The sequence below is a fragment of the Acinetobacter lwoffii genome (assembly GCF_024129855.1).
In the GTDB taxonomy this organism is placed as follows: domain Bacteria; phylum Pseudomonadota; class Gammaproteobacteria; order Pseudomonadales; family Moraxellaceae; genus Acinetobacter; species Acinetobacter lwoffii_L.
This window is the reverse complement of sequence record NZ_JAMXXC010000027.1, coordinates 24378-38975: the sequence shown is the minus strand read 5'-3', so window position 1 is coordinate 38975 and position 14598 is coordinate 24378. Positions and strand designations below refer to the sequence as shown.

General features: G+C 42.1%; 15 protein-coding genes. 11 read left to right on the top strand and 4 right to left on the bottom strand.

Annotated elements, in window-relative coordinates:
- Positions 1–203 precede the first annotated feature (203 nt).
- The 7 genes from NI465_RS14425 (at position 204) to ahpF (ending at position 9134) form a co-directional block, all read left to right on the top strand.
- On the top strand, positions 204–1451 hold the full coding sequence (locus NI465_RS14425; RefSeq protein ID WP_114541920.1) for an alpha/beta hydrolase: 1248 nt from the start codon (positions 204–206) through the stop codon (positions 1449–1451).
- A 154-nt stretch (positions 1452–1605) separates the two neighbouring features.
- Entirely contained in the window at positions 1606–2856 is a 1251-nt protein-coding gene (gene glyA / locus NI465_RS14420; RefSeq protein WP_253145781.1) for a serine hydroxymethyltransferase, read from the top strand.
- Positions 2857–3361: 505 nt separating this feature from the next.
- Positions 3362–3766, top strand: a complete 405-nt coding sequence (gene rnk, locus NI465_RS14415) for a nucleoside diphosphate kinase regulator (protein ID WP_004279022.1) — start codon at positions 3362–3364, stop codon at positions 3764–3766.
- A 341-nt stretch (positions 3767–4107) separates the two neighbouring features.
- Positions 4108–4899, top strand: a complete 792-nt coding sequence (locus NI465_RS14410) for a tellurium resistance protein (RefSeq protein ID WP_253111908.1) — start codon at positions 4108–4110, stop codon at positions 4897–4899.
- Positions 4900–4915: 16 nt separating this feature from the next.
- On the top strand, positions 4916–6049 hold the full coding sequence (locus tag NI465_RS14405; RefSeq protein WP_253145779.1) for a toxic anion resistance protein: 1134 nt from the start codon (positions 4916–4918) through the stop codon (positions 6047–6049).
- A gap of 37 nt (positions 6050–6086) precedes the next feature.
- Positions 6087–7004, top strand: coding sequence for a hypothetical protein (locus NI465_RS14400; RefSeq protein WP_253145777.1), 918 nt, complete (start codon positions 6087–6089; stop codon positions 7002–7004).
- A gap of 564 nt (positions 7005–7568) precedes the next feature.
- The gene (ahpF, locus tag NI465_RS14395) at positions 7569–9134 is read left to right on the top strand and encodes an alkyl hydroperoxide reductase subunit F (protein WP_253145776.1); all 1566 of its coding nucleotides are present in this window, start codon (positions 7569–7571) and stop codon (positions 9132–9134) included.
- 250 nt (positions 9135–9384) lie between these two features.
- Here ahpF and NI465_RS14390 read toward each other — a convergent pair whose 3' ends face one another.
- The 3 genes from NI465_RS14390 to NI465_RS14380 all read right to left on the bottom strand — a co-directional run bounded on the left by NI465_RS14390 (position 9385) and on the right by NI465_RS14380 (position 11595).
- Positions 9385–9639 (bottom strand): YfhL family 4Fe-4S dicluster ferredoxin, encoded by a 255-nt coding sequence (locus NI465_RS14390; RefSeq protein ID WP_180038760.1) that lies wholly within the window; start codon positions 9637–9639, stop codon positions 9385–9387.
- A 2-nt stretch (positions 9640–9641) separates the two neighbouring features.
- Positions 9642–11051 carry a prephenate-dependent tRNA uridine(34) hydroxylase TrhP gene (gene trhP / locus NI465_RS14385; protein WP_253145775.1) on the bottom strand — a complete coding sequence of 470 codons (1410 nt, stop codon included), beginning with the start codon at positions 11049–11051 and terminating at the stop codon, positions 9642–9644.
- A gap of 133 nt (positions 11052–11184) precedes the next feature.
- Positions 11185–11595 carry a Cd(II)/Pb(II)-responsive transcriptional regulator gene (locus tag NI465_RS14380; RefSeq protein WP_005106480.1) on the bottom strand — a complete coding sequence of 137 codons (411 nt, stop codon included), beginning with the start codon at positions 11593–11595 and terminating at the stop codon, positions 11185–11187.
- Between the two features lie 86 nt (positions 11596–11681).
- Between NI465_RS14380 and NI465_RS14375 the strand changes: the two genes are divergently transcribed.
- The 3 genes from NI465_RS14375 to NI465_RS14365 all read left to right on the top strand — a co-directional run bounded on the left by NI465_RS14375 (position 11682) and on the right by NI465_RS14365 (position 12929).
- A complete protein-coding gene (locus NI465_RS14375) occupies positions 11682–12305 on the top strand; it encodes a cation efflux transmembrane domain-containing protein (protein ID WP_253138062.1) in 624 nt (207 codons plus the stop codon).
- A gap of 171 nt (positions 12306–12476) precedes the next feature.
- On the top strand, positions 12477–12728 hold the full coding sequence (locus NI465_RS14370; protein WP_004279009.1) for a hypothetical protein: 252 nt from the start codon (positions 12477–12479) through the stop codon (positions 12726–12728).
- An 18-nt stretch (positions 12729–12746) separates the two neighbouring features.
- Complete coding sequence (locus NI465_RS14365; protein ID WP_004279008.1) at positions 12747–12929, top strand: YgdI/YgdR family lipoprotein; 183 nt, start codon at positions 12747–12749, stop codon at positions 12927–12929.
- Positions 12930–12993: 64 nt separating this feature from the next.
- On the opposite strand, the gene NI465_RS14360 is transcribed toward NI465_RS14365, so the two are convergent.
- Entirely contained in the window at positions 12994–13773 is a 780-nt protein-coding gene (locus NI465_RS14360; RefSeq protein WP_004279005.1) for a ferredoxin--NADP reductase, read from the bottom strand.
- A gap of 105 nt (positions 13774–13878) precedes the next feature.
- On the opposite strand from NI465_RS14360, the gene tsaA reads away from it, so the two are divergent.
- Entirely contained in the window at positions 13879–14598 is a 720-nt protein-coding gene (gene tsaA, locus NI465_RS14355; protein WP_044113030.1) for a tRNA (N6-threonylcarbamoyladenosine(37)-N6)-methyltransferase TrmO, read from the top strand.

The following is a 14598-nucleotide window of genomic DNA, read 5'->3' as shown; positions in this document are numbered from 1 at the left end:
AGACAGAAACCTCTCTATTCTTAAGTTTGCATGCTGATTTCATAATAAATCTAAACCAGTGCGAATTTAGCAAAAAAATAACGCATTCTTTTCTTGATATTGTTTAGATAAATTGGGAAATTAGATATGGTTTTATCGTTTGTTAAAGATAAAACCAGAAAAACTCATTAGAGATGATAATAAATAAGATAAGGATAAGATCGATGAAACGTCAAGTATTGACCTGTACTCTTCTCACATTAAGTGTGGCCTTAACTGCTTGTAACGATGATAGTGATAATGATCGTTTTTACGAGTCCAAACCTGCCATTCCAGTAAATAATATCGATAATCCAGTCGTGGCAACACCTGTAGCCTATACTCAAACGGATTTCTCCGGGATCGCTGACGAAAGTGTGATCATGACTTATAAGATGTTAGGAATTAATGGTAAGGAAACACAAGCTACTGCATTAGTTTTCACACCCGAGGGAACACCTCCAGCTACAGGCTGGCCAATTGTGGCATGGGCACATGGAACTACCGGGGTAGCTGATCAGTGTGCGCCGAGTCGAAAAGCGCTGAATGATTATATTAAAGCCATGATTGGCGGGTTTCTCCAAGCTGGCTATATTGTAGTGGCACCTGACTATGAAGGTTTAGGAGAGCCGAGTGGAAAAGAACTTCATCCTTTCTTGAATCTGAAAAGCGAAGCTTATTCTATTACTGATGCAGTCGTGGCTGCACGAAACTATTTAGGTTCACAAGCGTCTAATCAATGGGTTGCAGTAGGGCATTCTCAAGGTGGCCAAGCAGCTTTAGGCGCTGCGCAATATGCAGCACGTGCTTCTAAGATGACCTATAAAGGTACGGTAGCTTTAGCACCGGCTTCAAATTTCAATCTGATTTTGACAGGAGGTGAACAACAGGCGGGACAAGAAACAAATCTGGATAAAAAAATTGGAACTTTAGCATCTTTAGATACCTTTACTGCACTGATTGTTGCTGGTTTGCGTAACCCGAACCCAAATTTGCAATATAGTCAGATTTTTAAAACGCCAACCGATGAAATCGCAAAAAATGCAGAAACTGACTGTTATGATGTATTAGGCCAGAAATTTGGTACTGCAATGTATGCTTATGCACAATCAAATAATAACTCAGTAAATAATTATCCTCGTACTCAAACTAACTTTATGAGTATTCCAGTCGTAAAGAGCTTCTTAGAAAAAGATTCTCAGCCTTTACTTGTTAAAGTTTCTACGCCAGTGATTATTTATCAGGGTTCAGCAGATAGTACCGTTCCCAAAGCAGCAACAGATGTTTTAGTTGCACTCGCCAATCAGAAACAAACTTCAGTACGTTATATTACGGATGAGTCAAATGTGACTAAATGGGATCATGGTAGTGTCTATGCACTGAATATTCCTAATATTATTTCAGATGTAAAATCTCTAATGCCAATTCAATAACTTATTTTTATCTGAATGGCTCATGTTTTTTTAGACATGAGCCATTTTTATTGCAAACTGAATAAAGTTCATGATCGAAAATTTAAAACTTCATGCTACAATACGCGCCAATCTTAGCACGGCTTAAAAGCCCTAAATCAATAGGACCTCGCTAATGTTTGCCAATATCTCTATCGCTGAATTTGATCCAGAATTAGCTCAAGCAATCTCGAATGAAGATGCTCGCCAAGAAGCTCATATTGAGCTAATCGCTTCTGAAAACTACTGCTCACCAGCAGTTATGGAAGCTCAAGGTTCAAAACTTACTAACAAATATGCGGAAGGCTACCCAGGTAAACGCTACTATGGCGGTTGCGAGTATGTAGACGTTATCGAACAATTGGCGATTGACCGTGCTAAAGAACTCTTTGGTGCTGATTATGCTAACGTTCAGCCACATGCTGGTTCACAAGCAAACTCAGCAGTTTACTTAGCGCTTCTTAACCCGGGCGATACAGTTCTGGGTATGAGCCTTGCTCACGGTGGTCACTTGACGCACGGTGCAAAAGTAAGTTTCTCTGGTAAAACATATAATGCGATTCAGTACGGTTTAAACCCTGAAACTGGCGAGATCGATTACGAAGAAGTTGAGCGTTTGGCGCTTGAGCACAAGCCACGCATGATCGTTGCTGGTTTCTCTGCATACAGCCAAATCGTTGACTGGCAGCGTTTCCGTGACATCGCGGACAAAGTTGGCGCTTACCTATTTGTTGATATGGCTCACGTTGCAGGTCTGGTTGCCGCTGGCGTTTACCCAAGCCCGGTGCAAATTGCTGACGTTACGACGACGACGACTCACAAAACACTTCGTGGTCCACGTTCAGGTCTTATTCTTGCGAAAGCAAACGAAGAAATCGAGAAGAAACTTCAATCGGCTGTATTCCCAGGCAACCAGGGTGGTCCTTTGATTCACGCAATTGCTGCAAAAGCAATCTGCTTTAAAGAAGCAATGGCACCTGAATACAAAGCTTACCAACAACAAGTTGTGGTAAATGCGAAAGCAATGGCTGAAGTATTGATCGCTCGTGGTTATGACGTAGTTTCTGGCGGTACTGAAAACCACTTGTTCTTGTTGTCTTTAATCAAACAAGACATTACAGGTAAAGAAGCTGATGCTTGGTTAGGTGCTGCTCACATTACTGTGAACAAAAACTCTGTACCAAACGATCCACGTTCTCCGTTCGTGACTTCAGGTATCCGTATCGGTACACCTGCAGTAACAACTCGCGGTTTTGGCGAAGCTGAAGTGCGTGAACTTGCAGGCTGGATCGCTGACATCCTAGATGCTAAAGGCGATGAAGCTGTTATCAACGCGGTGAAAGAGAAAGTTGCAGCGGTATGTGCTAAATTCCCAGTTTATGCATAATCGCTTATAAACGGAAAGGAGCTCCCAACCGGGAGCTTTTTTTATAGCTGTAAAAATAACGATGTAAAAGATGTTTAGACTTGATCGGGCTTATATAGATCAATTTCCATGCCGTAAGAGATTGAGTCATCAATAAAATCATATTGAGTTTTTCTAAATCTGGCTTAAAGTCTTTTATCAACTATTTGTATTTTTAAATGCTTTAAAAGAATGAATGCATTCGTTGCATGCTTTGCTTGAAATTATTTACAGGAATTATTTTCAGAACCTGACACTTTAAAAATAATAGGTTATTGAGCTGAAGATCATGGTAGATGAAGCGCTTGAGTGAATCCCATGTTACTGTAAGGTGGTGCTGATATAAGCGCCGTGAATGACATCATTCTTTTTATTTAAACGTTATATGGATCGGTATCATTTGAATATGGGTAAATCCTGTATTTAAAAATGCTGCTGGCGGTTGATTGATTAATTTTTCATTTATGCATTAAACAAGGTAATAAGGATGACTAAACCCAACATTATTTTATCTGAGCAAGATTTACATCGTCTGGAAACGATGCTGGAGAATCAGAGCAAGCTGAGCGAAACCATGATCCGCTTAGAGGATGAATTGGCACGTGCCGAAGTGGTCGAGCCGCAAGCGATCGCAAGCAATATCGTGACCATGCATTCCCGTGTGTTGTTGACCATTGCACCTTCTACGGAAGCTGTTGAGGTGACACTAGTTTACCCACACGAATTTAAAGGTGAAAAGGGGCAGGTCAATGTCATCGCACCGATAGGTGCAGCCATTTTGGGCTTAGCAGAAGGTCAAACCATTGAATGGCCACAACCGGATGGTAATACCATGAAAGTGACCATTGAAAAAGTGCTGTTTCAGCCGGAGAGCGAAGGGGATTATCTTTAAGCCAGCGTTGGATCATCCTTGAAAGCCATAGCAATATGGCTTTTTTTGTATATGGATTTTAAGTAAAACCTGATGTTGTAAGCATTTAGATCAGATTGAATACATTTTAAAGTTCTAAATGCTTAAAGTTAAATAATTCTCAAAATGCAATGTAGTCATTTATCTCTGCAATTGAATCGTATTGCCAAAATCATAATTAAAATAAAGATAAAACATGGATTTAGTTAAAGTGATGTAACGAATTTCTGGATAAATATACACAACGCGGTCTGTTTTTTTGCTACATTCGAAGATGTTCTAGACTTCTTTGTTTCACTTTTTTAAAGGATATCGCCTCAACCATGTCGCGCTTTGAAGCTCTACCTGCCTTGACTGACATGATGCTTGATCGTGAGGAAATTCTGGCGATTAAGCGTAATGAGCTTGTGCCTGTACTGGATAATCAATATGGGCTGAATCATTATGCAGATGCTCTGATTCAGGCACAGTCCGTTCTACTGAATGGTGTAGATCCGCACTTGACCCAACAGTTAAGCCAGACCATTGAGCAATTGATTCATGCCTTGGCAGAATCTAAAAAATATCTGAAAAAACGTAAATTTAATGCTCTACAGAAATGGCTGGGCATCGATCTGGATTATGGCTCAAGTCAGATGGAATATTATCAACGACTGGACCGTTTGCTGGATCAGGCCGATCACTTAAGCCGTAAATTGCAGATTGAAATTCAGAAATCGCAGTCACGTTTTCAGCAGCTTTTGGGGTTGCGCGAACAGATGGCCAAGCACATTGTCGCAGCAGACGAGTTTCTGTCTGAATATCCGCTATTCGTCAAAAACCAGCATCCCTTGGATAATTTTTCAGAACGCCTCTCCAAGAAAATTAATACCTTACGTACCTTGCAAAGCAGTAATGACATCGCCATTACCCAGATGCAGCTTTCGCAGCAGCTTTCCTTTAGCCTGCTGGATCGCTTTAAGGAAGCACAGCAGGTCTTGATTCCGGCCTGGCAATATCATGTCAAACAAAGCCAGACGAAACACTCGACAAGTGATCTGGAAAAACTTGATAATAGCCGTGAGAGTCTGATTAAAACGTTAAAAAAATCCCTCGAGAAACCCTCGAAAACATAACAATATAAGGTGAACTATGACCAAGTCTGATTTAGTAAATTTACCTGTTGAAAGCTCGAATGAACTGGTCGAACAAAAATTCCAGCAAATGGACCTGAAAGAACTGGGCTTACAGTCTGCTGACTTTCAGGAGGTGCTGGCTGCACGTAAAGAGTTGCAGAACATGAGTCATAACAGCGTGGCTGAATATGGCAAAAATATTGCGACCAAAACTTCGACCTATACCGATGAATTACTGAATCTGGTGCAAAATAGAGATCTGGATGCGACAGGACAGAAGCTGAATCAGGTGGTACAGGTGGCTCAGCAGCTGAATACCAGCAGTATTCTCAATAAAAAGAAAAGTTCGGGTTTTTTTGGCAATATCATTAGCAAATTCAAAGGTGCGAAAGATAACTTTGATGCGCATTTCAATACCACTAAAGAGCAGCTAGATGTACTGGTGAAAGAGATTGAAACCTCGCAATCCGGTTTGAAAGCACGTGTTGATACCCTGGATAAAATGTTTGACGGGGTACAGGATGAATATAAACAGCTCGGGGTACATATCGCCGCAGGCCGTTTACGCGAACAGGAGCTGCAGCAGGAAATTTCCACTTTAACCGCCTTGCCGCAAGATCAGAGCACCACCCAGAAAATTTATGACCTGAACCATCTGGCCAATAATCTGGAAAAACGTGTCAGTGATTTACAGGTATTGCAGCAATCTGCCATGCAGACCTTGCCAATGATCCGGATTATCCAGTCGAATAACCTGATGCTGGTCGACAAGTTCTATGCGATCAAAAACATTACTTTACCGGCGTGGAAAAACCAGATCAGTCTCGCAATTTCATTGAGCGAACAGAAGAACAGTGTACAGCTGGCCAATACCATTGATGATGCCACCAATGAGCTGCTGCGCCGTAATGCAGACCTGTTACATCAGAACTCGGTCGATACCGCTAAAGCCAACCAGCGTTCGGTGATTGACATCGAAACGCTTGAACATGTGCAAAACACCCTCATTAAAACCGTAAACGATGTGATTCAGATCCAGAAAGAAGGAGTACAAAAACGCACAGAAGCAACCGTGCGTTTGAAAGCTTTGCAGGATAATCTGAATCATTTGGTGATTGAATCAAGTACCAGTGGATCCAAGCCCAACTAAACCAGGTAGGGCCAAAATCTGAAAGAAGGAGTAGAGATTGCCGCCCTTAGATGAATACACCGTTAAGCCTCAGGACATCAAGCAGGGGGTAGTTGCACTCAAGAAACGTCAACGCAATTTGATGCTATTGGGTTTGACCACCTCTACCATATTTATAGCTTCAATGATGAGCCTGTTTTTCCAGCAGGAACTGGTCTATGGTTTTTTTGGCCTGAGTACTCAAGTACAACAGTTGCATTTACCGGTCAGTGTAGATGCCACACTGGCCAGCATTGGTGATAGTCCGGATTATTTTTTTAGTTTGCTGAGCTGGTTTGGCTGGCTGATTATTAAAATTTTTGCCTCTTTCATCGGTGCATTTTTTGTGATTGGCTTACTGAAAAAGTTGCGTTTCTTTTATGTTCGCTTTCAGTCTTTTGTGCTGAAATTTGTCGCCTGGCTGATTGCTTTTATCGTGATCTGGTCAGGATTGACTTACTGGCAGCATGATCTACGTAATGATCGGGATGATGCTTATCAGCAAGTGGTGTATTACGACAGCAATATCAATGACAGTGAAATCGCCCGTTATCTGGCCGATTCAGAGATTGCTGCACCAGTAAAGTCTTATTTATTGGCGCAAACGGCATTGCTGCATAAGCCGCAAGATTTATCTGCCGCAAAACCTTATGTTTTAAATTTGGTTGAAGCAGAAAAACAGGATCCTAAATTTGAACAATATGGTTTCAAGCCTGAACAAATTTGGACCATGCAGCAACAGGTCTATGGTCAAGCCATGACACCAGTCGCCAAGAGTGTAAATACGCAGGTACAACAGGCGGATCAGTTAAGTCAGATCACGAATCTGGTTATTATTGGTGTTGCTATTTTATCGGCACTACTTAGCCTAATCTTGTTTTTCTTGGCCAACTCAATCAAGGGTCGTTCTCTGCGTATCGAACAGCGGATTCATTAATTTCCCAAAATGCTCCTGAATAGGGTAATGCTGATCAGTTAAGGAATTTAGAAATAGACTCTTTAGCTTTTCAGTCGTTTATGAAAGAGTCTTAACTTTTTAAATCAAATACTTGCAATATCACTTGTTACTTTGGTTTCGCCCAAAGTAACCAAAAGCATTTGTCATCCGCAAAACTCGTCAGCCACTATCCCTTAGTAAATTTGTCGCAAAAACAATCATTTTTTAATGTAGTCCTGCCTCAAACAGTTGCGGATGACTTTGCTACCTATCAAATATAATCTTGAATTTAAAAAAAATGCCAGTCAATTGCTTAACTGACTGGCCTGGCATTACCTGAATAGGGAGCATTTTTTGATGGAATTTCAACGCTATTTTTAAGACAACCTATTCAACTTGCTCTATATAGCCCAAAAATAAAAACAAGGCAGCATAAAGTCTATAACTGGATTAATAATCTAAAATACCGATCAATAAAATAAAAACAAACTGTTTTAACTATTTATTCAATTCATTTAATATCCTGTTATCAAATAAACATTTACTCCTTTGGAGACGTTAGCAATGTTAGACCAAAATACTTCAGCTCAACTTAAAACCTTATTAGAACGCCTGGAAGGCCCGATTGAACTGGTCGCGACTTTAGATGGCTCTGACAAATCAGCCAAAATCCAGGAACTGGTGTCCGAGGTTGCTGCACTGTCTGATCTGGTGACTGCACGCTTTGACGGGACCAATGCACGTGTGCCAAGTTTCGGGATTGCCAAGGCCGGTGAAGAACCACGGGTGTTCTTTGCAGGCTTGCCAATGGGTCATGAATTCACTTCGCTGATTCTGGCATTGCTGCAAACCTCAGGTTATGCACCAAAAGTCTCGGATGAAGTACTGGCAAATATCAAGAGCCTGGGTGTTCAATCTAACTTTGATGTGTTCGTCTCTTTAAGCTGCCATAACTGTCCGGATGTGGTTCAGGCACTTAACCTGATCGCCATCTATAACCCAGGCACTACAGCGACCATGATTGATGGGGCTTTCTTCCAGGAAGAAGTAGAAGAACGCAAAATCATGGCGGTTCCGATGGTGTTCCAGGACAACCAGCATATAGGTCAGGGTCGTATGACGCTGGAAGAAATCATTGCCAAGTTGGACAGCAATGCCGCTACCAAAGATGCGGAAAAGCTGAATGCCAAAGATGCCTTTGATGTCCTGGTGATCGGTGGTGGTCCTGCAGGGAATACTTCTGCGATCTATGCAGCACGTAAAGGCATTAAAACCGGGATCGTGGCTGAACGCATGGGCGGTCAGGTCATGGATACCATGGACATTGAAAACTTTACGTCTGTACAGAAGACCCAAGGTCCTAAATTTGCTGCCGAGATGGAAGCCCACGTGCGTGAATATGGTGTCGACATCATGAACCTGCAACGTGTCTCTAACATCAAAGGTGCAGATGAAACGGCCAATGGTCTGGTGGAAGTCACGTTAGAGAATGGTGCCAGACTGGAATCGAAAACCGTGATTCTGTCGACTGGTGCACGCTGGAGAGAGATGAATGTTCCGGGTGAGCAGGAATACAAAACCCGTGGTGTGGCATACTGCCCGCACTGTGACGGTCCACTGTTCAAAGGCAAGCGTGTAGCCGTGATTGGTGGCGGTAACTCGGGTGTTGAAGCTGCGATTGATCTGGCAGGGATTGTAGAGCATGTAACTTTGGTGGAATTTGATACCAAGCTGCGTGCGGATCAGGTGTTGCAAGATAAACTGAACAGCTTGCCGAATACCACCGTGATCAAAAATGCTTTATCTACGGAAGTGGTTGGTGATGGTTCACAAGTGACTGCACTGAAATACAAAGACCGTGCTACGGATGAAGAGCATGTGGTTGAGCTGGCGGGGATCTTCGTGCAAATCGGTTTGTTGCCAAATACGGACTTCCTGAAAGAAACCCAAGTTGAGCTGACCAACCGTGGCGAGATTGTGATTAACGACCGCAACGAAACCAATGTGAAAGGTGTATTTGCAGCAGGTGACTGTACCACAGTGCCTTACAAGCAGATCATCATTGCGACCGGTGAAGGTGCCAAGGCATCACTGTCTGCTTTTGATTACATCATCCGTTCGGGGCAGTAAAAAAATAGCACCTCGGTTCCCCAAAACCGAGGTGCTATATCTTATCAATACATTATTATCGCTTTATAGGAACTCAGGACGCTAACACCCGAGTTCCTTTTTTTATATTTATTATTGGATCAGCCAAAAGTGTCCCCACGCACTTTCAGCTGTTCCTTTCCTCTGCACAGTTTTTGTTTTCAACCCTTATTTTTATACTTTCCCCAAGGTTGTCTTTACATAAAGCAATGTTTATTCCATCGCTTCATTTTTAAGATTTAAATAAGTTCAAACCCTTAAATTTTTCCAGTAATTGTTCTTGTGTTTCCCGATACTCCGGATGTGGAATAATGCATTCAATCGGACAGACATCCACACAGGTCTGATGCTCATAAAAACCGACGCATTCCGTACAACGGTTCACATCAATTTCATAAACTTTCGCACCCTCATAAATCGCGTCATTCGGGCATTCCGGTAAACACATATCGCAATTGATGCATTTGTCGGTAATCAACAGTGCCATACTTAACTCGCCTGATAAGCCAGTGAAGATGCCGAAATATCCGCAGTCGAGCTTGGCAGATTACGAATCAGCAGGGCATATTGCATATCAACATCTGCCGGAACCGGAATCTCGACGATGTGACCTGAACCTTTGGCATCTTCGATCAGATTACCTTTTTTGTCTTTCATTTCGGTTAAAGTGAAAGTGATATTGCCTTTAGTCGTCATCAGTTCGAGTGAGTCACCGACGATAAAACGGTTTTTCACATCGATCTTGATGTAATCTCCATTACGCTCCAGCACTTCGCCACAGAAAATTTGATGATCAAAACTGGAAGAACCATGTTCATAATTCTGATATTCACTATGCACATGGCGGCGTAGGAAACCTTCGGTATAACCACGATTCGCTAAGCCTTCCAATTGTGTCATCAGTGATGGATCAAAAGGTTTACCCGCCAACGCATCATCAATCGCTTTACGGTAAATTTGAGCAGTACGGGCGCAATAGAAATAAGACTTGGTCCGGCCTTCAATTTTCAGTGAATGTACACCTACTTTGGTTAGGCGTTCTACATGCTGGACTGCACGCAGATCTTTAGAATTCATGAAATAAGTGCCATGTTCATCTTCTTCAGCAGCAAACATATCTTCATCATTCCGCTGCAATAGCACAGGCTCATCAAACTGATGTTGTTCTTGCATGTGCTGTTCATCAGCATCTTTAGAGCAGCAGCCTGAATCCAGATTTTTTACTGGAATGACATCACCGGTTTCATCTTCCTTGGCATCCAGAACTTTATATTCCCAGCGGCAGGCATTGGTGCAGGCACCCTGATTGGCATCACGTTTATTCATATAACCGGACAACATGCAGCGGCCAGAGTAGGCCATACATAATGCGCCATGAACAAAGACCTCAATCTCCATATCGGGCACTTGCTGTTTGATTTCTGCAATTTCTTCAATCGACAGTTCACGTGACAGAATGACACGGGTCAGCCCCATGTTTTTCCAGAATTTCACGGTTGCCCAGTTCACGGCATTGGCCTGAACCGACAGGTGAATATCCATCTTTGGAAAATGTTCACGCACCAGCATGATCAGACCTGGATCGGACATGATCAGCGCATCCGGCTGCATCGCCACTACAGGCGCTAAATCACGAATAAAATTTTTCAGCTTGGAGTTATGCGGCTGGATATTGACCACCACATAGAACTTTTTGCCGAGTTCATGTGCTTCTTTAATGCCAATGGCGAGATTGTCATGGTCAAATTCATTATTCCGAACCCGCAAGCTATAACGCGGCTGACCGGCATAGACTGCATCTGCACCATAAGCAAAGGCATAGCGCATATTTTTCAGTGAGCCAGCAGGTGAGAGAAGTTCGGTAACAGTGGTAATGCTCATGATCAAATCGAAAGACATATAAAAAGTACGGCTTTATTCTAATCATCTGGAATTTGGATTCAACCTAGTAAATCACTCGGAAATACGCCATTTTGAGGTAAAACAAAGTTTTATTTTAAGTAGGGAGCTCTCAATAAAATGTCTTCAACATTCAATCATTTTCAGGGTTTTCAAGCGTTTTTAGAATCTGGCAATGATCAATCGTGGTCGGGGTATTGCAACTTTCTCTCAGTGTGATCAGTTGCCGTTCAAATATCTGTAATTCTTTAATTTTATTTGAAATATCCGAAAGATGCTGATCAATCAGCTGGTTGACGGCACAGCAGTCCTGTTCCGGATTTTGTTCAAGTTGAATCAGGGTTTCAATCTCTTTTAACGACATGTCCAAGGCACGGCAACGCTTGATAAAAAGCAGTCTTTTTAATGCGTCTTCACCATAATAACGATACTGATTACTTGCTCGAAAATTCGGCTGAATAAAGCCTTTTTTCTCATAAAAACGTAGGGTATCAGTGCTTAGACCAGTCTTTTTGGCCATTTCTGAAATCAAATAAACTGACATATCGCCCTCATGCTTGACCTTGGAGTTAGTCCATAGTTTCTAATCAATTTATCGTGTTTTAGATAAAAAATCATCGGGGGAGTTATATGGCCTGTAGTTGTAGTCCTGAACCGGCACCCATCAAGCCCAACAGCAAATTTAGAACAGCGCTATGGATTGCCTTGCTGGTAAACTTCACTTTATTTGTAGTGGAGTTGATCGGCGGTGCATATGCACATTCATCAGCCTTATGGGCAGATGCGCTAGATTTCTTTGGTGATGCCGTCAATTACGGGATTTCTTTGGCTGTACTAGGTGCGAGCCTCTATTGGCGGGCAACAGTCGCTTTGGTGAAGGGAGTGACCATGGCGTTGTTTGGTCTGGTGGTTATTAGCAAAGTGATTTACGCCTATCTGCAAGGTATTCCACCTGAAGCACTGACAATGGGCCTGATTGGTGTGCTGGCCTTAGTAGCGAATGTATTTACAGCAGCAATTCTTTATGCTTTTCGTGAAGGTGATTCCAATATGCGGTCGGTCTGGCTCTGTAGTCGCAATGATGCAATTGGCAACTTTGCGGTCATTTTGGCAGCCGTAGGCGTATTTGGTACAGGCAGTCTTTGGCCGGATATTATTGTGGCTGTAATTATCGCTACACTCGGCATCACATCAGGTTATCAAGTGATTAAGCAGTCTCTGGAAGAAAGATCACTTAAACATAAATCCAGCTAATTTTTATATTTAAAGCTGTCCTGCAGGGCAGCTTTTTATTTATTTCCATTTTTATAATGTTTGAAAAATAAAGCTTTACAAATAAACAAATTAAATTAGAATCTCTGGCGAAATTCAGAAAATATACATAAATTTTAATAATTTAGTTTTTTGCATCGTGCGAGGGTTAATGTGAATTTAATTAAAATTTTTTCAATATTGGCAATATCGGGTTTAGCAGCTTGTAGTTCCAAAGTCGTGACTTATGATGCAACAGGAAAAATCATCGGTTCATGTATGGCGACGCGTGGCCTACTTTCGACCGCAAGTGCACATTGTAGTGGTTCAGGCGATGCCTTAGGTGTGAATTACAATACGCCAGATGCGAATACAGGCCTGTTACCAACGCCACCAAGCCAAAATCAGATTAATTTAAAACCGTAAATAATAAAGGGGAATATCATGAAATTATCAGCACTTATTGCACTTGTAGCGACTGTTGTATTGACGGGCTGTGCATCGTCAGTAACTACATTTGACTCTCATGGCCGTATGATTGGTTCATGTAAAGCGCAAACGGGTTTCATCATTGCAGGTGGCGCAGGCTGTTCAGGTTCTGCAAACCAGGAAGGTCGCGATCGTTAATTATTTAGTGATGGTTCCAATAAAAAACCGGACTTTTAAGTCCGGTTTTTTATTTTAGAAAATCTTATTTTTCTACGAATGCACGTTCAATCACGTAGTCACCCAGAACGCCCATTTTTGGAGATTCTTTCAGACCGTGTTGATCAAGAAGCGCAGCAACGTCATCTAGGAATGCAGGGCTACCGCATAACATGGCACGGTCAGTTTCCGGGTTGAAACGTGGCAGACCGATTTTTTCAAACAGTTCACCGGTTTCAATCGCGGTGGTTACACGACCTTGGTTTGGATATTCTTCACGGGTGACGGTTGGGTAATATACCAATTTTTCTTTCGCGCCGAGTTCAGAGAAGAATTCATGATTTGGCACTTCATTCAGGATCAAATCTTGATAAGCCAGTTCTGAAATGAAACGGGTACCGTGAACTACGATGATTTTTTCAAAACGCTCATAAGTTTCAGGATCGCGAATAGTCGACAGGAACGGTGCAAGACCAGTACCAGAAGAAAGCAGGTAAAGATTTTTACCTGGGTTCAAGTCATCAAGTACCAATGTACCTGTCGGCTTTTTAGAAACCAAAATGTCATCACCGACTTTGACTTTCTGTAAAATCGAAGTCAGTGGACCATCAGGCACTTTAATTGAGAAAAACTCTAACTCTTCTTCGTAGTTGGCGCTTGCAATTGAATATGCGCGCATTAACGGCTTGCCATTGACTTCAAGGCCGATCATTACAAACTGACCGTTTTTAAAACGCAAAGCAGTGTCACGAGTCGTTTTAAAAGAGAATAAAGTATCATTCCAGTGGTGGACGTGAGTAATCTTTTCGACGTTAAAAGCAGCCATTAAAGGTCTCAATAAATTATCAAATTAGAACAGCTTGCTATTCTAATCTAAATTCATTCTCGATAAACTGAATATATTTAATTGAGCTTATCAAAAAAAGTGATGATGACTGAACTGACGCTGCCGATTATTGGTTATATGCGTTCTCCCTATAAAGAAAAATTTGGTATTCCTCGTCAGCCGAATCTGGTTCAGGTCGAAAGCTATATTGAAATGGTCGGACCCTATAATGACCTGCTCGCCTTTGAGGGAATTGAAGAATTCAGTCATTTGTGGCTGGTCTGGCAATTTCATGACAATAAAAACCAGCACAACAGCCAGTTTCGTCCACAAGTGCGTCCGCCGCGTTTGGGTGGTAACAAGAAAATAGGCGTGTTTGCTACGCGCAGCATGTATCGTCCATCACCGATTGGTTTATCTGTGGTCAAACTCAAAGAAGTGAGAAAAGTGGGCAAACATGTTCGAGTGTATGTGACAGGGAGTGACTTGCTCGATGGCACGCCAATTATGGATATCAAACCTTATATTCAATATTCGGATGCCATCATTGAAGCACAAAGCGGTTATGCACAGGATGAACCACCACGTAAAACCGTCATTTGGAGCGATGAAGCGGAGCAGCAAAAGCAACAATTACTAGGAAATGGAAAAATTTCTGTGCAGACTATTCAGGAACTGGAAGCTGTCTTATCTTTAGATCCAAGACCTGCATATCAGGAAGATGAAGAACGGGTATATGGGATGAAGTTTGCAAATGTTGATATCCATTTCAAAATTCATGCTCAGCAAGTGCTAATTGTTGCTATCCAGCATATTCCTTCCTAG